This window comes from Pseudomonas sp. xss_2 (assembly GCF_043104195.1).
Lineage (GTDB): Bacteria > Pseudomonadota > Gammaproteobacteria > Pseudomonadales > Pseudomonadaceae > Aquipseudomonas > Aquipseudomonas urmiensis.
This window is the reverse complement of record NZ_JBICKL010000044.1, coordinates 69,805-88,735: the sequence shown is the minus strand read 5'-3', so window position 1 is coordinate 88,735 and position 18,931 is coordinate 69,805. Positions and strand designations below refer to the sequence as shown.

19 protein-coding genes are annotated in these 18,931 nt (G+C 61.5%); 5 read left to right on the top strand and 14 right to left on the bottom strand.

The features are described from left to right. Positions 1–477: 477 nt before the first annotated feature. Positions 478–2,187 (bottom strand): single-stranded-DNA-specific exonuclease RecJ, encoded by a 1,710-nt coding sequence (gene recJ / locus ACF8K2_RS07690; protein WP_186556358.1) that lies wholly within the window; start codon positions 2,185–2,187, stop codon positions 478–480. Between the two features lie 30 nt (positions 2,188–2,217). Next, on the bottom strand, positions 2,218–2,760 hold the full coding sequence (locus tag ACF8K2_RS07685) for a YaeQ family protein (RefSeq protein ID WP_186556359.1): 543 nt from the start codon (positions 2,758–2,760) through the stop codon (positions 2,218–2,220). A gap of 130 nt (positions 2,761–2,890) precedes the next feature. Here ACF8K2_RS07685 and ACF8K2_RS07680 point away from each other — a divergent pair, with 130 nt between their 5' ends. Continuing rightward, positions 2,891–4,090, top strand: a complete 1,200-nt coding sequence (locus ACF8K2_RS07680; RefSeq protein WP_392464173.1) for a CaiB/BaiF CoA transferase family protein — start codon at positions 2,891–2,893, stop codon at positions 4,088–4,090. Between the two features lie 22 nt (positions 4,091–4,112). Continuing rightward, positions 4,113–4,997: a TIGR02285 family protein gene (locus tag ACF8K2_RS07675; protein WP_392464171.1), complete on the top strand. Its 885-nt coding sequence runs from the start codon at positions 4,113–4,115 to the stop codon at positions 4,995–4,997. 136 nt (positions 4,998–5,133) lie between these two features. On the opposite strand, the gene ACF8K2_RS07670 is transcribed toward ACF8K2_RS07675, so the two are convergent. The 12 genes from ACF8K2_RS07670 to ffh form a co-directional block, all read right to left on the bottom strand. Further along, positions 5,134–5,415, bottom strand: coding sequence for a DUF3509 domain-containing protein (locus tag ACF8K2_RS07670; protein WP_186556362.1), 282 nt, complete (start codon positions 5,413–5,415; stop codon positions 5,134–5,136). Positions 5,416–5,494: 79 nt separating this feature from the next. Then, positions 5,495–5,935, bottom strand: a complete 441-nt coding sequence (locus ACF8K2_RS07665) for a response regulator (RefSeq protein WP_392464178.1) — start codon at positions 5,933–5,935, stop codon at positions 5,495–5,497. A gap of 159 nt (positions 5,936–6,094) precedes the next feature. After that, positions 6,095–7,504: a threonine synthase gene (gene thrC, locus ACF8K2_RS07660; RefSeq protein WP_392464169.1), complete on the bottom strand. Its 1,410-nt coding sequence runs from the start codon at positions 7,502–7,504 to the stop codon at positions 6,095–6,097. Positions 7,505–7,559: 55 nt separating this feature from the next. Then, positions 7,560–8,864: a homoserine dehydrogenase gene (locus ACF8K2_RS07655; protein WP_392464168.1), complete on the bottom strand. Its 1,305-nt coding sequence runs from the start codon at positions 8,862–8,864 to the stop codon at positions 7,560–7,562. 82 nt (positions 8,865–8,946) lie between these two features. After that, on the bottom strand, positions 8,947–9,696 hold the full coding sequence (locus tag ACF8K2_RS07650) for a DsbC family protein (RefSeq protein ID WP_392464167.1): 750 nt from the start codon (positions 9,694–9,696) through the stop codon (positions 8,947–8,949). 154 nt (positions 9,697–9,850) lie between these two features. Then, a complete protein-coding gene (gene xerD, locus ACF8K2_RS07645) occupies positions 9,851–10,747 on the bottom strand; it encodes a site-specific tyrosine recombinase XerD (protein ID WP_312152215.1) in 897 nt (298 codons plus the stop codon). A 199-nt stretch (positions 10,748–10,946) separates the two neighbouring features. Further along, positions 10,947–11,357: an acyl-CoA thioesterase gene (locus ACF8K2_RS07640; protein ID WP_186556368.1), complete on the bottom strand. Its 411-nt coding sequence runs from the start codon at positions 11,355–11,357 to the stop codon at positions 10,947–10,949. A gap of 102 nt (positions 11,358–11,459) precedes the next feature. After that, positions 11,460–11,810: a 50S ribosomal protein L19 gene (rplS, locus tag ACF8K2_RS07635; RefSeq protein ID WP_011535315.1), complete on the bottom strand. Its 351-nt coding sequence runs from the start codon at positions 11,808–11,810 to the stop codon at positions 11,460–11,462. Positions 11,811–11,852: 42 nt separating this feature from the next. Next, positions 11,853–12,605, bottom strand: coding sequence for a tRNA (guanosine(37)-N1)-methyltransferase TrmD (gene trmD, locus ACF8K2_RS07630; RefSeq protein WP_186556369.1), 753 nt, complete (start codon positions 12,603–12,605; stop codon positions 11,853–11,855). A gap of 3 nt (positions 12,606–12,608) precedes the next feature. Further along, a complete protein-coding gene (gene rimM / locus ACF8K2_RS07625) occupies positions 12,609–13,145 on the bottom strand; it encodes a ribosome maturation factor RimM (protein WP_264237054.1) in 537 nt (178 codons plus the stop codon). A 5-nt stretch (positions 13,146–13,150) separates the two neighbouring features. Then, entirely contained in the window at positions 13,151–13,402 is a 252-nt protein-coding gene (rpsP, locus tag ACF8K2_RS07620; protein WP_016501232.1) for a 30S ribosomal protein S16, read from the bottom strand. Between the two features lie 233 nt (positions 13,403–13,635). Beyond that, positions 13,636–15,012: a signal recognition particle protein gene (gene ffh, locus ACF8K2_RS07615; RefSeq protein WP_392464164.1), complete on the bottom strand. Its 1,377-nt coding sequence runs from the start codon at positions 15,010–15,012 to the stop codon at positions 13,636–13,638. A gap of 299 nt (positions 15,013–15,311) precedes the next feature. On the opposite strand from ffh, the gene ACF8K2_RS07610 reads away from it, so the two are divergent. The 3 genes from ACF8K2_RS07610 to ACF8K2_RS07600 all read left to right on the top strand — a co-directional run bounded on the left by ACF8K2_RS07610 (position 15,312) and on the right by ACF8K2_RS07600 (position 18,892). After that, positions 15,312–16,121, top strand: a complete 810-nt coding sequence (locus tag ACF8K2_RS07610; protein WP_186556372.1) for an inner membrane protein YpjD — start codon at positions 15,312–15,314, stop codon at positions 16,119–16,121. Between the two features lie 9 nt (positions 16,122–16,130). Continuing rightward, positions 16,131–17,333: a transporter associated domain-containing protein gene (locus ACF8K2_RS07605; protein WP_392464163.1), complete on the top strand. Its 1,203-nt coding sequence runs from the start codon at positions 16,131–16,133 to the stop codon at positions 17,331–17,333. 254 nt (positions 17,334–17,587) lie between these two features. After that, positions 17,588–18,892: an MFS transporter gene (locus ACF8K2_RS07600; RefSeq protein ID WP_392464161.1), complete on the top strand. Its 1,305-nt coding sequence runs from the start codon at positions 17,588–17,590 to the stop codon at positions 18,890–18,892. Positions 18,893–18,931 lie beyond the last annotated feature (39 nt).

The following is an 18,931-nucleotide window of genomic DNA, read 5'->3' as shown; positions in this document are numbered from 1 at the left end:
GGCAGCGCCAACCAAGAGCGGCGCGGTATCTGTGGGAGCGGGCTTGCCCCGCGAAGAGGCCGGAACAAACAACACAAAAGAAAATTTCAAACCTGGCATTGGCTTTGGCTTCTGCGAGAGCGCAGCGATTCGCCTGCTCTTGATCTTCATGCACGCAATTCCAGGCGCCGCAGATTCGCGACTTCAGGAGGCTGAGCAGAGGTGCCTGGAGGGCCAGGTGCGTTAGCACCCTTCGGCGCAGCCGAAGGCGCGAGATGTAGATTTGCGCAGCAAATCGTAGGCCGCGCGGGCCCGGAAGGCGCCGGCGCGAAGGGACCCGTAGCGCAGCGTAGGGCCGGATGGTGGAGCGCACGGCTTTTGGTTACTTTTGGCCACGACCAAAAGTGACCCGCCGTAAGGGCGGAAAGGTGCCTAAATGTCACCATCGCGCATGGATAAGCACCCAACCCCGCAAACCAACCCAGAGCAAATCAGCAATCAGCGAGCCTCAATGTGCGCAATCATCAACTGCACACTTTCATTCCCGCGAAACTCATTCACATCCAGCTTATAAGCCAACTCCACCCAGCGCACGGTAGGATTCGGCCAAACCTCCCGATCAATCCCAAACGCGATCCCATCCAACCTGACCGCCCCACATTCGCTCTTGAGCACCACCTTCAAATGCCGCTCCCCCACCACCCGCTGCTCGACCAACTGGAACACCCCGTGGAACAGCGGCTCAGGAAAGTGCTGCCCCCAAGGCCCGGCATTGCGTAGCGCCCGCGCCAGATCAAGGTGAAACTCCTCGACCGCCAAGGTGCCATCGGACAACAACCGCCCAGTCAGATCATCCTCGCTCAACTGCCGCCGCGTCTCTTGATCGAACGCCTCGGCAAACGCCGGAAAGTTCTCCGCTGGCAGCGATAAACCCGCCGCCATGGCATGCCCGCCAAACTTGCTGATCAATTGCGGATGCCGCGCCGCCACCGCATCCAACGCATCACGAATGTGAAAACCCGGCACTGATCGCGCCGAGCCCTTGAGCATGCCCTCGCCCGCATCGGCGAAGGCAATGGTCGGCCGGTGATAACGCTCTTTCAGACGCGAGGCGAGAATGCCGATCACCCCCTGGTGCCAATCGGCATCGAACAAGCACAAGCCATAGGGCATGGACTCGACCGGCAAATCCTTGAGCTGAGCCAGCGCCTCACGCTGCATGCCCTGCTCGATGGACTTACGATCCTGGTTCAGGCCATCGAGCTGTTCGGCCATATCACGCGCCAACGCCGGGTCTTCGCAGAGCAGGCATTCGATGCCCAGACTCATGTCATCCAGACGCCCAGCAGCATTCAATCGTGGGCCGAGGATGAAGCCCAGGTCAGTGGAAGTGATGCGCTGATGATCCCGTCGAGCCACCTCAAGAATAGCCTTGAGCCCCGCACGCGCGCGCCCAGCCCGAATGCGCTCCAGGCCTTGATGGACCAGGATGCGGTTGTTGGCATCCAGCGGCACCACGTCAGCCACGCTACCCAAGGCGACTAGATCGAGCAGTTCGCCAATGTTCGGCTGCGGCTGGCTGTCGTAGCGGCCAAGGCTACGCAGGCGCGCGCGTAGGGCCATCAGCACGTAGAAAATCACCCCCACCCCGGCCAGCGCCTTGCTGGGGAAGGCGCAGCCCGGTTGGTTCGGGTTGACGATGGCATCAGCATCCGGCAGTTGCGGACCTGGCAAGTGGTGGTCTGTGACCAGCACCTTGAGCCCGGCTGCCTTGGCTGCCGCCACGCCCTCGACACTGGAAATGCCGTTATCCACGGTCACCAGCAGGTGCGGCTGACGCTGCAGCGCCACCTCGACAATTTCCGGGGTCAGGCCATAGCCATACTCGAAGCGGTTGGGCACCAGGTAGTCGACATGCGCTGCGCCCAGCAGACGCAAACCCAGCACGCCGACGGTACTGGCCGTAGCACCGTCGGCGTCGAAGTCGCCGACGATCAGGATGCGCTGACGCTGATCCAGCGCCTCGACCAGCAGATCCACCGCCGCGTCGATGCCCTTGAGCTGAGCAAACGGCAGCAAGCGCGCCAGGCTCTTGTCCAGCTCAGCCTCGGACTGCACGCCACGGGCGGCGTACAGGCGGGTCAGCAAAGGGGGCAGGCTGCCAAGAAACGGCAGGGTCGGCGGCAGGGGGCGAGGTTCGATACGCATGGGGCCTTCAGCAATCAATAAGGGTTGAAATCAGCCGCGCTCGCCGAGCAGCCACTGCAGCTGCACTTCGTGCTGGCCACGGTCGTCAGTGACGAACACCGTGCCTTCACTGATCATCACGTCCCACTTGATGCTGCGCGGCATGTCCTTGGCCAGGACCTCCAGCACCTCTTGCGGTACCGCAGCGATGTGCAGGTTCTTCAGATTCTTGACCGCGCCAACCACCTTGGTCTCCCAGACCCGCAGGCTGCCATAGGCCAACAGGCTGGTGCGCTCGGTCCGGCGCGAGCACCAGGTCAGGCGGTCAGCGTCAGGCTGGCCGACTTCGATCCAGTGCAGCACGCGGTCGTCGAGGCTCTTTTCCCACAGGGCAGGCTCATCAACGTCCGACAATCCGCGGCCAAACGACAGGTTCTCGTTGTACCAAAGCGCGTAGGCCAACAGACGAACGGCCATGCGCTCCTCGGTTTCCGAAGGGTGACGGGCGATGGTCTGCTTGACGCTTTCGTACACGCCGCGATCGAGGTCGGTCAGGTTCAGTTCGAATTTGTAGGTGGTGGACGGCTGGGCCATGGGCAGCGGGCTTCTTGCAAGAGAAAAGTCGCACAGTCTAACTGATCCAGGCTTGCTTGCGTCGCAGCAGTATCTGCCGCTGGCGACCTATGATAAAACCACCGCTCTGCCCTGTTGCCACGGATGCCCCATGCCCACGCCCAGCAAACCCCTCGCAGGTCTTAAAGTCATCGAGCTTGGCACCCTGATCGCTGGCCCGTTCGCTTCGCGCATCTGCGCCGAGTTCGGCGCCGAGGTGATCAAGGTCGAGTCCCCCGACGGCGGCGACCCGCTGCGCAAGTGGCGCAAGCTTTACGAGGGCACCTCGCTGTGGTGGTTCGTGCAGGCGCGCAACAAGCAGTCGCTGACCCTCAACCTCAAGCATGAGCAAGGACGCGAGATTCTCAAGCGCCTGCTGGCCGAGGCGGACATCCTGATCGAGAACTTCCGCCCGGGGGTACTGGAAAAGCTCGGCTTGGGTTGGGATGTGTTGCATGCGCTCAATCCGCGCTTGGTCATGGTGCGCCTGTCGGGCTTCGGCCAGACCGGGCCGATGAAAGACCAGCCAGGCTTTGGCGCGGTAGGTGAATCGATGGGCGGGCTGCGCTATATCACGGGCTTCGAGGACCGCCCGCCGGTGCGCACCGGGATTTCCATCGGCGACTCGATTGCCGCGTTGTGGGGGGTGATCGGCGCCTTGATGGCCTTGCGTCACCGGGAGGTGAACGGCGGTGAGGGCCAGGTGGTGGATGTCGCCCTGTATGAAGCCATTTTCGCCATGATGGAGAGCATGGTCCCGGAGTTCGACGTGTTCGGCTTCATTCGCGAGCGCACCGGCAACATCATGCCGGGGATCACGCCTTCCTGTATCCACACCAGCGCCGACGGTAAGCATGTGCAGATCGGCGCCAACGGCGATGCCATCTTCAAGCGTTTGATGCAGGCCATCGGCCGTGACGACCTGGCCAATGACCCCAGCCTCGCCAGCAACGATGGCCGCGACCTGCGCCGGGACGAGCTGTATGGGGTGATCGATCGCTGGGTCAATGGCCTGGCGCTGGACCAGGTGATGCAGACCCTCAACGACGCCCAGGTGCCTGCCAGCCGCATCTACTCCGCCGAAGACATGTTCAGCGACCCGCAATTTCTCGCGCGGGAGATGTTCCTGCAAGGTCGACTGCCGGACGGCAAACCCTTCAAGATGCCTGGCATCGTGCCCAAGCTCTCCGATACCCCAGGCTCTACTGAATGGGTAGGACCTGCCCTTGGGGAACACACTGACGCGCTGCTGACTCGCCTTGGCTACGACGCTGCGGCGATCGCCCGCTTGCGTGAGGCCGGTGCGGTCTGACCCCGCGCCGCTCGCCATGCCCATGCGCGCCAGCCGTCTGCTTCGTACCCTGATCCTGCTCTGCGCTCTGCTGCCTGTGGTCGCTGAGGCCAAGGAGCGCCTGCTCTGGCTGGTGCGCGACTTGCCGCCGTTCACCATCTTCGAAGGCCCGGAGAAGGGCCAGGGGGTGATCGACCGCATGCTGCCTATGTTGATCGAGCAGATGCCCGAATACGACCACAGCATCGTGCGGGTCAATCGCGCACGCGGCATCCAGATGCTTCAAGAACCCAGCTTTACCTGCGATCCCACGCTGTTATGGACGCCAGAACGGGCGAAATATGCGCTGTTTTCCAAGCCCACACTGGGCGTGTTGAGCAGCGGTGTGGTGGTGCGTAAACGAGACCAGGCCGTGATCGAACCTTTCCTCGATGCACAGCAAGTCGATCTCAAGCAATTGCTGGCAGAAACCCGGCTCAAGCTGGGTATCGTCGCCGAGCGCAGCTACAGCGCACAGGTCGATGACATCCTGCGCCAGTTGCCCGATAGCGCCTTCAGTCGCCATTACGGCAACGACGCCACGGCGAGCTTGTTGCAGATGCAGCAACTAGGGCGTTTGCAATTGGTCCTGGGCTATTGGCCTGAAGTTCGCTATCTGATTCAACAGCAAGGTGGCAGGCTGGACGATTACCTGTTCTATCCGATCCAGGGGGTAAACCCCTATCAGTTCCTGCATGTCGCATGTTCCAACACACCACTGGGGCGTGAAGCGATTGCTCATATCGACCAACTGCTCCCCGCACTGCGCCGCGACACCCTGCCCCAGCTCTACGCCCATTGGCTCGACCCGGATTTACGCGAGGGGTATCTGCAACAGGCTCGACAGCTCACCGAGCAACCCCTGCCAAACGCCACGCCGCAGCCTTGATAACGACAAAAAGAAACCCCGGTCGCTGGGGAAGACGACCGGGGCTAATCGAAAGTCCTCGCGAACTTCCCGTGACAACCTGACGACACCGGAGCAAAGCGCCGCTGGGCTGCCATTACTGTGTCTGACGGATCGCTCAGGCGAAGGTTCCATGAATATGTTGCTGATGCTGCAGCGCTGCAATGACGCACGGCTGCAGGCGTCCTTCGGCGATCTGCAGGTCGCGGTGCAAGCCATCTACCAGATCGATCAACAGGCTTTGCTCCTGCAGTTGTCGCTGGCTGACCATGCGTTGCAAGGTTACGCTGCCGTGGCTGTCGTGCACGGTCAATTGCCGGTTTGCATTGGCGTCAACTGCGCCGAGTTGGGCCGTGTAGGGAGTCAGGGCATCATTGAGCAGTCTGCAGATTCTTTCCATCCGGCGTACTCGCTTTGTTTTGGGACATATCGGTACTGACCCTCGGACGCTGCGCAAAGTTCGCAGCTACAGGCCTGTTTCACTGAGCATGCGCGTGCAACATGACAGTTTTAAAACCTTCCCAGGCGACAACTGGGGCGCGGCCGCTGAGGCGCTTTAGCGCCTGTTCAAGCCCTGGCATCGCGATTGGCCAAGAGAGCTCAGCCAGCACCCACAAACCGCGTTGACGGGCTTCGCGCGCAAGATCCACCCGGCTTGCGCAAGGTTCGCCGACAATCAAGATCGCCCTTACCCCGTGCGCGCTACACAGATGATTGAGTATGCGTTTGCCAGCAGTCTCAGGCATGGCATGGTCGAGGATCAGCAGATCGAACAACGGTTCGCTCGCCAAACAGGCTTTGGCGGCCGGCAGGTCTTCGGCCAGGCGCACATTGAATACTCCCTGGGCATTGAGAGCCTGATGCAGGGTAATTTGCTGGGAGGGACGTTCCTGGTAGATCAGGACGTTGAGCCGATTCATGAAGCGCTCCTGGGCGGCACACGCCCGGCTTGATGTATCGGCAACTCTAGGAAACACGTTGTATGGGTGAAATAGGAAATTACTTAAAGTTGGGGGGAACAATTCCCTAAAACAAAAGAGCCCGTCACAGGACGGGCTCTTCACACGCACGCAGATCGATTACAGCGGCTTACCGCGATTACCGTGCTGGCTAACGAACGCCTGTACTGCCTTCAGGTCATTGGCCAACACCGTGCAGCGCTCTTCGCGGCCGAACAGATCGCTCAGGTGTGCCGGCAGCTCCAGCGCCTTGCCAACGCCGGCCTTCTCCACCGCTTCCGGGAACTTGACCGGATGCGCGGTACCCAGCACTACCATCGGCGTGTCGAGGCTACGGCGGCACTCACGGGCGGCCTTGACGCCAATCGCCGTGTGCGGATCGAGCACTTCGCCGGTGCTGGCGAAGACTTCGGCGATGGTCTCGCAGGTTTGCTCGTCGCTGACGGCCAGCGAGTCGAACAACTTGCGCGCTTCAGTCCAACGATCTTCATCGACGCTGAAACCGCCACCTTGCTTGAAGTTGGCCATCAGCTCGGCAATCGCCGCGCCATTGCGACCGTGCAGATCGAACAGCAGGCGCTCGAAGTTGGACGAGACCATGATGTCCATCGACGGCGACAAGGTTGCGTGCAGGGTCTCTTTGACATACTGGTTGCCGCTCATGAAGCGGTGCAGGATGTCGTTGCGGTTGGTCGCCACGACCAGCTGGCTGATCGGCAGGCCCATGTTGCGCGCCAGGTAACCGGCGAAGATGTCGCCGAAGTTGCCGGTCGGAACCGAGAACGCCACCGAACGCGCCGGGCCACCCAGCTGCAAGGCTGCGTGGAAGTAGTAGACGATCTGGGCCATGATCCGCGCCCAGTTGATCGAGTTGACAGCAACCAGACGCGTGCCTTTGAGGAACGACTGGTCGGCGAAGCTGGCCTTGACCATTTCCTGGCAGTCGTCGAAGTTGCCTTCGATGGCGATGTTGTGGATGTTGTCACCGAAGATGGTGGTCATCTGCCGGCGCTGCACTTCCGACACGCGCTGGTGTGGATGCAGGATGAAGATGTCGACGTTGTCGCAACGACGGCAGCCTTCAATGGCCGCAGAACCAGTGTCACCACTGGTGGCGCCGACGATCACCACACGCTCGCCGCGCTTGGCCAATACGTGATCGAGCAGGCGACCGAGCAGTTGCAGGGCGAAGTCCTTGAACGCCAGGGTCGGACCGTGGAACAGCTCCATGACCCACTCGTTGCTGTTGAGCTGGCGCAGCGGTGCCACAGCGGCGTGGGAGAACGCGCCGTAGGTTTCTTCGAGGATCTTCTTGAAGTCAGCATCGGCGATGCTGACGGCAACGAACGGGCGCATGACGCGGAAGGCCAGCTCGTGGTACGGCAGGCCAGCCCACGAGGCGATTTCTTCCTGGGTGAAGCGTGGCAGGTTCTCCGGCACATACAGGCCGCCATCGCTGGCAAGCCCTGCGAGCAGGACGTCTTCGAAGTTCAGGGCCGGGGCCTGGCCGCGAGTACTGATATAGCGCATAGGGGCAAACCTTTAATGCTGGGGCCCGGGCCGCGCAGGCGGCCCGCTGGCGAAATTAGTTGAGCTGTTCGACGCGGATACGCACGACCTTGCCGATCACATCCTGCAGCGATTCCAGGGCGAGGATGGCGTCGTTGATGCGTTTTTCGACCACACGGTGAGTGACCAGGATCATCGGCACCAGACCGTCCTGTTCCTCGGCTTCCTTCTGCATGATCGACTCGATGTTGATGCCGCGCTCCGAGAGGATGCTCGCCACCTGGGCCAGTACGCCCGGATGATCCTTGGCCTGAATGCGCAGGTAGTAGGCGCTTTCGCAGGCTTCGATCGGCAGGATCGGATGGGCCGACAGCGAGTCTGGCTGGAAGGCCAGGTGCGGTACGCGATTCTCCGGATCGGAGGTCATCGCCCGGACCACGTCGACCAGGTCAGCGACGACCGACGAGGCCGTCGGCTCCATCCCGGCGCCAGCGCCGTAGTACAGGGTGGAACCCGCGGCATCGCCATTGACCATCACCGCGTTCATCACGCCGTTGACGTTGGCAATCAGGCGGTCGCTAGGGATCAGCGTCGGATGCACGCGCAGCTCGATACCAGCGTCGGTGCTGCGCGCCACGCCCAGGTGCTTGATGCGGTAGCCCAGCGCTTCGGCGTAGTTGACATCGGCAGTGGTCAGCTGGGTGATGCCCTCGGTGTAGGCCTTGTCGAACTGCAGCGGGATGCCAAAGGCAATCGAGGCCAGGATGGTCAGCTTATGCGCCGCATCGATGCCTTCGACATCGAAAGTCGGGTCGGCTTCGGCATAACCCAAGGCCTGCGCTTCGGCGAGCACGTCAGGGAAGGTACGGCCCTTGTCGCGCATCTCGGTGAGGATGAAGTTACCAGTGCCATTGATGATCCCGGCCAGCCAGTTGATGCGGTTGGCCGAAAGACCTTCACGGATCGCCTTGATCACCGGGATACCACCAGCGACAGCCGCTTCGAAGGCGACGATGACGCCCTTCTCGCGGGCCTTGGCAAAGATCTCGTTGCCGTGCACGGCGATCAGCGCCTTGTTGGCAGTCACCACGTGCTTGCCGTTCTCGATGGCCTTCAGAACCAGGTCACGGGCAATGGTGTAGCCACCGATCAGCTCGATGACGATATCAATCTCTGGGTTGCTCGCGACCTCGAACACATCAGCGGTAATGGGGGTACCGGTAATCTGGCAGTTCGGGTTCTGCGAGCGCATGGCAATCTGTGCAACTTCAATACCGCGCCCGGCACGGCGGGCAATCTCCTCGGCGTTGCGCTGAAGTACATTGAAGGTTCCGCCACCGACGGTCCCCAACCCACAGATGCCTACTTTGACCGGTTTCACTGTGAACTCCCCATTGAACGGCCGGCGCTGTGCCGACCGTGAAACATGCCGTCACCCCATGACGACGGCGTACTGAATTGGATTACTTGCTTGGTGCCAAGGCCAGCTTGGCCACTTGCGGAGCGGGTTGATAGCCCGGAATCACCTGGCCGCTTTCCAGGACGATGGCCGGCGTGCCATTGACACCGATCGACTGGCCCAGATGGAACTGCTTGCCGACCGGGTTGGCGCACTTGGCGGCTTTGATTTCCTTGCCTTCGACCATCTTGTCCATCGCCGCGCGACGATCGCTGGAGCACCACACTGCCTGCAACTGCTCGTCACCTGGCGAGCCCAGGCCCTGACGCGGGAAGGCGACGTAGCGCACTTCGATACCACGACGGTTGAGCTCCGGCACTTCAGCGTGCAGCTTGTGGCAATACGGGCAGGTGGTGTCGGTGAACACGGTGATGTGCGACTTGGTTTCGCCCTTGGCAGGATAAACCACCATCTCGCCCGCTGGAATGCCGTTGATGAGCTTGGCGATGCCCTGACGTTCAGTTTTTTCAGTCAGGTTGACCGGCTTGCCGTCCTGGATCTGGAACAGGTAGCCCTGCATCACGAACTGGCCGTCAGCGCTGGCGTACAGCACCCGACCGCCCTGCAGCTTGACTTCATACAGGCCATTGAGCGGGCTGCTGGCGACGCTTTCGACCGGCACTTCCAACTCAAGGGTTTGCAAGGTCTTGCGGATCGCCTGCTCGGCACCGGCGTTGGCATCGGTGGCTGCGGCGGCGGCAAAGGTGCTGGCCAGCGCCAAAGCGGCGGCGGCGAAAATCTGGGTCACGCGCATGGGGTACTCCTGAAGACGGACGGGGCCGCAGGACGTCGCCTGCGGGAAAAATCGCGGCAACCGGGCGGCCCTTGGTGCAAACCGCTCAAGCCTACCACATCAAGCTGCGGCTGGATGAGTCCTCACGTGCCGGTCGGCGGAACATGAAAATCATTCATCCACGCGGATGGTGCTGTGCGTGCAGCTGCTGCAGTCGAGCCTTGGCCACATGGGTGTAGATCTGCGTGGTGGAGAGATCGCTGTGGCCGAGCAACATCTGCACTACGCGCAGATCGGCGCCGTGGTTGAGCAGATGGGTGGCGAAGGCGTGGCGCAAGGTATGCGGTGACAGTGACTTGTCGATGCCAGCGACCTGGGCCTGGTGCTTGATCCGGTGCCAGAAGGTCTGGCGGGTCATCTGCTCGCCACGCTGGCTGGGGAACAGGACATCGCTGGGGCGCTCTTTGAGCAACTCGGCGCGGGCCTGGCGCAAGTAGCGCTCCAACCACAGCACCGCCTCCTCGCCCATGGGTACCAGACGCTCCTTGCTGCCCTTGCCCATGACCCGCAATACCCCCTGGCGCAGGTTGACTTGATCGAGGGTCAAGCTGACCAGCTCGGTCACCCGCAGGCCACAGGCGTAGAGCACTTCGAGCATGGCGCGATCACGCTGGCCGATGGCCTCGCTCAGGTCGGGGGCTTGCAGTAAGGCTTCGACGTCAGCTTCCGACAGCGATTTGGGCAACGGCTTACCCAATTGCGGCATGTCGATTTGTAGGGTCGGGTCTACAGCGATCAGCTTTTCCCGCAACAAATAACGAAAGAAGCCACGCAGGCCAGAGATAAACCGTGCAGTTGAGCGGGGTTTATAACCTTGCTCGAGACGCCAGGCCAGGTGATCGAGGATCAGCTCGCGGCCTGCGTCCGGCAGTGCTACGCCGTGCTCCTGCAGCCAGCCGTTGAACAGGGCCAAGTCACTGCGATAGGACACGCGAGTGTTATCGGATAGGCCTTTTTCCAGCCACAGGGCGTCGAGGAATTGATCGATCAGAGGATGGTCGAGGGCGGGCATGCGCAATCGCTGGATATGAAAGTGCGTTCAGTGTTTCACAGGCGGTGATGTGTTGTCTGTACTGGCCCTATCGCAGGGCAAGCCCGCTGCCACACTCGCCGAGAAAACACTCCAGCGTGGGAGCGGGCTAGCCCCGCGATGCAGGCGACTCAGGCCGACCAGACTGGCGTAGTAGGGCCAGTACAGCCAACAACACTTATCAGGCCTCAGCCAAAACCGGCACTGGCCGCTTGTCTTCATCGATGGCAACAAAGCTGAACACGCCATGAATCGCCCGCTCACGACCATCCAGGTACATGTTCTCGACGAACACATCGACCTGCACCTGCAAGCTGGTATTGCCCACCTTGACCACCGTGCCGACCAACTCAACGATCGAGCCCGCCGGAATCGGGTGCTTGAAGTCGATGCGGTCAGTGGACACGGTCACCAGCGGCAGGCGGCAGAAGCGGGTGGCGGCGATGAACGACACTTCGTCCATCCAGGCCAGCGCGGTACCGCCGAACAAGGTGTTGTGATGGTTGGTGGTGTTAGGAAACACCGCCTTGGTCACGCGGGTCACCGACAGTTCGGTGCGGCGCTGGATTTCCTGGTCTCGGGTGCTGGTCATGATTACTTCACATCGCAAGGGCAAGGTTTCAGAAAGCAAAAAAGCAGCCCGAAGGCTGCTTTTTTTCTCGCATGGTGGCCGCAGCCACCAGTCAAACTGCACTCAGGACAGTTTTTCTTTGATGCGAGCGGCTTTGCCGGACAGGTCACGCAGGTAGTACAGCTTGGCTTTACGCACGTCACCACGACGTTTCACGGCCAGGCTGTCGATTTGCGGGCTGTAGGTCTGGAAGGTACGCTCAACGCCAACGCCGCTGGAGATCTTGCGCACGGTGAAGGCGCTGTTCAGACCACGGTTGCGCTTGGCGATAACAACGCCTTCGAACGCCTGCAGACGGGAACGATCACCTTCCTTCACTTTAACCTGGACGACAACGGTGTCGCCTGGTGCGAAGGTCGGGATTTCCTTGCTCATCTGCTCTGCTTCGAGCTGCTGGATGATTTTGTTAGTCATGCTGTGCTCCTAAGGTGGAAAACGTGATCCACCATCGATACGTTAACTATCGTTCCGCTCGCGGAGGTATTCCTCGAGCAGCTTCTTCTCTTCTCCAGAAAGTGAGCGACTTTCCAGAAGATCGGCGCGTCGTTCGAAGGTCCTACCAAGGGACTGCTTCATCCGCCAACGCCGGATATGTGCATGGTTGCCACTTAGCAACACGTCGGGTACACGCTGATCCGCATACACCTCAGGTCGGGTGTAGTGCGGGCAATCCAGCAAGCCATCGGTGAAGGAATCTTCCTCCGCCGAGCCTACATGCCCTAAAGCTCCGGGCAGCAGCCGCGTAACCGCATCGATCAGGACCATGGCCGGCAGCTCGCCACCGGAAAGTACATAGTCGCCAATCGACCACTCTTCATCGACATGAGCCTCAATAAAACGCTCGTCAATGCCTTCATAACGACCGGCGATCAGGATCAGAGATTCCTGTTCGGCCAGGCCTTGAACCGCCTGCTGATCCAGCTTGCGGCCCTGTGGCGAGAGGTAGATCACCTTCGCCGCTGCTCCAGTCGCTTGCCTGGCGCTAGCCAAGGCATCTTCCAGAGGCTTGATCTTCATCACCATGCCCGGACCACCGCCAAACGGCCGATCATCCACTGTATGGTGGCGATCAGTGGTGTAGTCCCGCGGATTCCAGCAGGTGACTTGCAACAAGCCCTGCTTCACCGCGCGGCTGGTAATGCCGTACTCAGTAATGGCCGAAAACATCTCGGGGAACAACGTGATGACTTCTACGCGAAGGTTACCCATCAGTTAGAAATCCGCGTCCCATTCGACTCGCATCACGCCTGCTTCCAGGTCGACTGCCAGCACGCATTGCGCCGTATAGGGCAACAAACGCTCGCGATCATCCAGGCTGCCTGCGCAAGGCTTGACCACCATTACATCGTTCGCGCCGGTCTCCAACAGGTGATCAACCTTGCCGAACAGCTGTTCGTCTTGATTGATGACTTTCAGACCTTGCAACTGGTACCAGTAGTACTCGTCTTCAGTCAGGTTGGGCAAAAGGCTGCGCGAGATGCAAATCTCATAACCGCTCAGAAGACGTGCTTCATCACGATCGTCGAGCCCTTTGAGCTTGGCGACCAGCTCCTTTTTATTGGAACGGCCACTGACCAGCTCGACCTGCTTGACCGACCCTTCGCGCCGAAGCGTCCAGTTACGGTAATCCAACAGGTTTTCAATCGGATCGGTAAAGGAATACACCTTCACCTCGCCGCGAACGCCGTGAACCGAAAAAATCTTGCCAACAACGATCAGGTCATCAGCATTTTCTGGCGTCGCGTTCATACTGTTCAGGCAGCAGCCTTGGCAGCTTCCTTCAGCAGCTGAGCAACGCGCTCAGACGGCTGTGCGCCGATGCTCAGCCAGTGAGCAACGCGGTCTTGTTTAACGGACAGACGAACTTCCTGACCACGAGCGATTGGGTTGAAGAAGCCAACCTGTTCGATGTGGGAGCCGTCACGCGGGTTACGCGAGTCGGTTACGGTCAGTTGGTAGAACGGGCGCTTTTTGGAGCCGCCACGGGCAAGACGAATGGTAAGCATTGAACATCGTTCCTGTAGTCGGTGCTGCAAATCATAATGCACAGCGGGCACACGGGTGCCCGAAAGGCCGCACATTCTCAAGGAATATCCGGACTTTTGCAAATGCCTTTTTACGTTGAGAAAAAAGGCCAGCCTGCCGATTCGCGATTTAAGCTGCCTTTATATAAGGCAGCGGTGTACCCGCCGAGGCGGGGTTCGGTCGACAGCGGTTAGACTGGCGACCAAATTCGGGTTTACAGCTTGGGCATGCCGCCACCAGGCATCATGCCGCCAAGGCCGCGCATCATCTTGGCCATGCCGCCCTTGGCAGAGAATTTCTTCATCATCTTCTGCATCTGTTTGTGCTGCTTGATCAGCCGGCCGACATCCTGCACCTGGGTGCCGGAGCCCAAAGCGATACGACGCTTGCGCGAACCGCTGAGCAGGTCCGGGTCGCGGCGCTCGGCCGGCGTCATGGAGTTGATGATCGCCTCCATTTGCTTAAACTGCTTCTCGGCCGCGCCCTGCGCGTTGCCCATCTGCGACAGGTTGACCCCGCCGATGCTCGGCAGCTTGTCCATCAAGCCGCCCAGGCCGCCCATGTTCTTCATTTGCTGCAGCTGGTCGCGGAAGTCTTCGAGGTCGAAGCCCTTGCCCTTCTTGAGCTTCTTGGCCAGCTTGTCGGCCTTGGCCTTGTCGATGTTCTGCTCGGCCTGCTCGATCAGGCTGAGCACGTCACCCATGCCAAGGATGCGCGAGGCGATCCGGTCTGGGTGGAACGGCTCGAGCGCTTCGCTCTTCTCGCCCATACCGATGAACTTGATCGGCTTGCCGGTGATGGCGCGCACCGACAGCGCAGCACCGCCACGGGCGTCACCGTCGACCTTGGTCAGCACCACGCCAGTCAGCGGCAGGGCGTCACCAAAGGCCTTGGCGGTGTTGGCGGCGTCCTGACCGGTCATGGCGTCGACCACGAACAGGGTCTCGATCGGCTTGACCGCAGCGTGCAGGTCCTTGATCTCGTCCATCATGTCGGCGTCGATGTGCAGACGGCCGGCGGTGTCGACGATGACCACGTCGATGAACTTGAGCTTGGCTTCGCGGATTGCCGCTTCAGCGATGGCTACGGGCTTCTGGCTGATATCGGACGGGAAGAAGGTTACGCCGATGTCGTTGGCCAGGGTTTCCAGCTGCTTGATAGCCGCCGGACGGTAGACGTCAGCCGAGACCACCATGACGCTCTTTTTCTTGCGCTCTTTAAGGAAGCGCGCCAGCTTGCCGGCAGTGGTGGTCTTACCCGCACCCTGCAGACCGGCCATCAGCACTACCGCAGGCGGGGCCGAGTTCAGCGCGAGGTCTTCGTTGGCCGCGCCCATCAGGCTTTCCAGCTCGGCCTGGACGATCTTCACGAACGCCTGGCCTGGGGTCAGGCTGCGCGACACTTCGGTGCCGACCGCACGCTCTTTGATGCTGTTGACGAAATCCTTGACCACCGGCAGGGCGACGTCGGCTTCCAGCAGCGCCATGCGCACTTCGCGCAACGTGTCCTTGATGTTGTCTTCAGTCAGCTTGGCCTTGCCGGTGACATGGCGCAGCGTCTGTGACAGGCGGTCGGTCAGGTTTTCGAACATGGTGATCCTTTCAGGCTTGGCAAAGCCGAGGTTTGTCAGGCGCCCAGGCGCAAATCGAACACGCGCAAGGCACAGCAAGCCGGCGATTATAACCAAGACTGCTCGCGGCGCACACCATGCTCGGATGGATGCACCTGCCGTGTGCAAAATAGGCCTGCGACTTGGACCCTGGCGCAGCGAGCTCAGCCGTGAACAGGCCAGCATGATCGATATCAATGCCCCAGCCTGCCCGCAGACTTCCTTGGCAGCGGCGTTCTATGCCAAACTCCCTCTCTTTCAGGGCTTGCCTACCAGGACTTATGCTCTCTTCACCCAGTCTTATCCCCAATCTGATCGCCGCCGGCCTGTACATCGCCGCCGCGCTCTATCACGGCAGTCGCCTGGCCCAAGGCACCCGCGCCGACAAACGGCTGCTCGGCCTGCTCGGTGCCATCGCGGTGATCGCCCAAGGCGGCGCGCTGTTCTTCCAACTGCTCACGCCGCTGGGCCTGAGCCTGGACTTCTTCAGCGCCTCCAGCCTGATTGCCGTGGCCGTCATCGGCCTGACGCTGCTGGCCTGCCTGCGCATACCCGTGGAAAACCTGCTGGTGTTGCTGTTCCCGCTCGGCGCTATAACCGCCCTGCTGGCCCAGTTCGCGCCACCCGGTACGGTACCGCTGATCAATGAAGAACCGGGGATCCTCGCGCACATCCTGCTGTCGATCCTGGCCTACGGGCTGTTCACCATCGCGGTGTTCCAAGCCCTGCTGCTGCTACTGCAAGACCACCAGCTCAAGCACAAGCACCCGTCCGGACTGATCCGCAACTTCCCGCCGCTGCAAACCATGGAAAGCCTGCTGTTTGGTTTCCTCTGGGCCGGCTGGGCGTTGCTATCGCTATCGCTGATCTCCGGCTGGCTGTTCCTCGACAACCTGTTCGCCCAGCACCTGGTGCACAAGACCCTGCTCGCCTGCGTCGCCTGGATCGTGTTCAGCGTCTTGCTGTGGGGGCGTACCCGCCTGGGCTGGCGTGGACACAAGGCGATTCGCTGGACCCTGGCCGGTTTCTGCCTGTTGATGCTGGCCTACTTCGGCAGCAAGCTGGTACGCGAATTCATCCTGCACATCTGACGGTCACCTATGGATAGCCTGCCGTTCGCCCCGCTGCTTGGTACCTTGGCCCTGGCACTGCTGTGGGCGGCGTTGTTTACCGCGGTCGATGCAGCCCGCCAGTTACTCAATGGCCATGCCCGCGGGACAGAAACCGGCGAACCCAACCTACCCGCCCAGGCACTGGTGTTCGGCGCCAGCCTGGGCAAGCTGCTGGTGCTCGGCCTGGCTTGCCTGATTGGCCAACGCCATAGCGGCGAACATGGCTTCTGGCTCGGCGGCCTGGCCGCCAGCCTGGCGCTACTGGTACTGGCCGAGTACCTGCCGCGGCGCCTGGCCCGGCGCAACCCCCAGGCCTTCGTCAGCCTCGGTGCCAGCCTGCTCAGACTGCCGCTGACCCTGCTACAGCCCTTGGCCTGCCTGCTCGACGGCACGGCCAAGCTGATCCTGCGCCCGTTCCGCCCACAGCCCACAGCGGTTGCCTTGCATGAGCAGGAACAGCATGAGGACGATGACCAGCAGCACGAGACGGCCCGCCATGGCCTGCTCGATGGCCTGCAAGCGCTGGACAAGATCACCGTCAACGATATCCTGGTGCCGCGCAACGAAGTCGATGGCATCAACCTGGACGACCCCATCGAACAGATCATCGAGCAACTGATCGTCAGCCGGCATACCCGCCTGCCGGTGTACCACAACGACATCAACCAGGTTGAAGCGATCCTCAACACCAAGCTGATCAGCCACTTGCTGCCGCGTGCCGAGCTGACCCTCGAAGCCCTCCACGGCGCCTGCTACGAGCCTTACTTCGTCCCCGAAAGCACCCCCCTGCAACTGCAGCTGCTGAATTTCCACAAGCAGCAGCGGCGCCTGGGCGTGGTGGTGGATGAGTATGGCGAAGTGCTGGGCATCGTTACCCTGGAAGACATCCTCGAGGAGATCGTCGGCGAGTTCGAAGACGAGCAGAGCCTGGACAACCCGCACATCCACCCCCAGGCCGATGGCCGTTTCGTCATCGAAGGTACCGCTTCACTGCGCGAACTCAACCGTAGTCTGGGCTGGCACTTGCCCTGCGACGGCGGGCCGAAGACCCTCAATGGCCTGGTCACCGAAGCGCTGGAGAGCATTCCAGCCAGCGCCGTGTGCCTGAAAATCGGCCGTTATCGCCTGGAAATCCTCGAAACAGAGGACAATTGTGCCAGCAAGGTACTGGTCTGGACCGTGACCCGATAGCTATACTCCGGTCACGCTTACCCAGCCCTGCCGTCCCGCCCGCTACCCGCGCCCGGCGTCACACGGCCAGTCCGCTTCACTGATAGCCCTGCGGTCCTGCTTCAGCACCCCGAACAGCCCCGCTCCCCTCCTTATCCCCTGGGCCATCGTCAGTCGAGCGACTCACAACAATACGCTCCGGCGCCCGCGCGCCCGTGCCTGCCTGGGCACAGTGCGGCTTGCCAGCGAGCATCTGACTGTCAGGGATCTACGCAATGACAACCAGCAGCACCTTCGCCGACTCGACCCCGGCCGCGCCGGTCAACTCGCCCGCGCGGGTGGCCACCGCCAGCTTCATCGGCACCGCCATCGAGTTCTACGACTTTTATGTATACGCCACCGCTGCTGCGCTGGTGATCGGCCCGGTATTCTTCCCCTCGGGGTCGGGCACTGCGCAAATGCTCGCCGCCTTTCTCACCTTTGGTATTGCCTTCCTTGCCCGGCCACTGGGCTCGGCGCTGTTCGGCCACTTCGGCGACCGTATCGGGCGCAAGTCGACCCTGGTCGCCTCGTTGCTGCTGATGGGTGTTTCGACCACAGCAATTGGCATTCTGCCTGGCTACGACAGTATTGGCGTCTGGGCGCCGATCATCCTTTGCCTGCTGCGCTTCGGCCAGGGCCTGGGGCTGGGCGGCGAATGGGGTGGCGCGGCGTTGCTGGCCACGGAAAACGCCCCGCCGGGCAAGCGCGCCTGGTTTGGCATGTTCCCGCAACTGGGCCCGTCGATCGGCTTCCTGGCCGCCAACGGCCTGTTCCTGAGCCTGGCACTGACCCTTAGCGACGAGCAGTTCCGTGACTGGGGCTGGCGGATTCCGTTCCTGCTCAGCGCCGCGCTGGTGCTGGTCGGCCTGTACGTGCGCCTCAAGCTTGAAGAGAGCCCAGTGTTCGCCAAAGCCGTGGCCCAGCACCAACGGGTCAAGATGCCGGTAGTCGATCTATTCGCCAAGCACTGGCGGCCGACCCTGCTTGGCGCTGCGGCGATGGTGGTGTGCTATGCGCTGTTCTACATCTCCACGGTGTTCTCGCTCAGCTACGGCGTCTCTACCCTAGGTTACAGCCGGGAAACCTTCCTCGGCCTGCTGTGTTTCGCGGTGGTGTTCATGGCCCTGGCCACGCCGCTGTCGGCCTGGCTCAGCGATCGTTACGGGCGCAAGCCGGTGTTGATCGCCGGCGGTCTGCTGGCGGTGGCATCGGGCTTTACCATGGAGCCGCTGCTGACCTCGGGCTCGACCACGGGCGTGGCGCTGTTCCTGGCCATCGAGCTGTTCTTGATGGGGGTGACCTTCGCGCCGATGGGGGCATTGCTGCCCGAGCTGTTCCCGACGCATGTGCGCTATACCGGCGCCTCGGCAGCCTACAACCTGGGCGGTATCGTCGGAGCGTCGGCCGCACCGTTCTTTGCGCAGAAACTGGTGAGCCTGGGCGGTTTGAGTTGGGTGGGAGGCTACGTGTCGGCAGCAGCGGTGCTCAGCTTGATTGCTGTGCTGTGCCTGAAAGAGACGCGTAACGCAGAGCTCTAAAGCCAGGCAAACATCGCGGGGCAAGCCCGCTCCCACGCT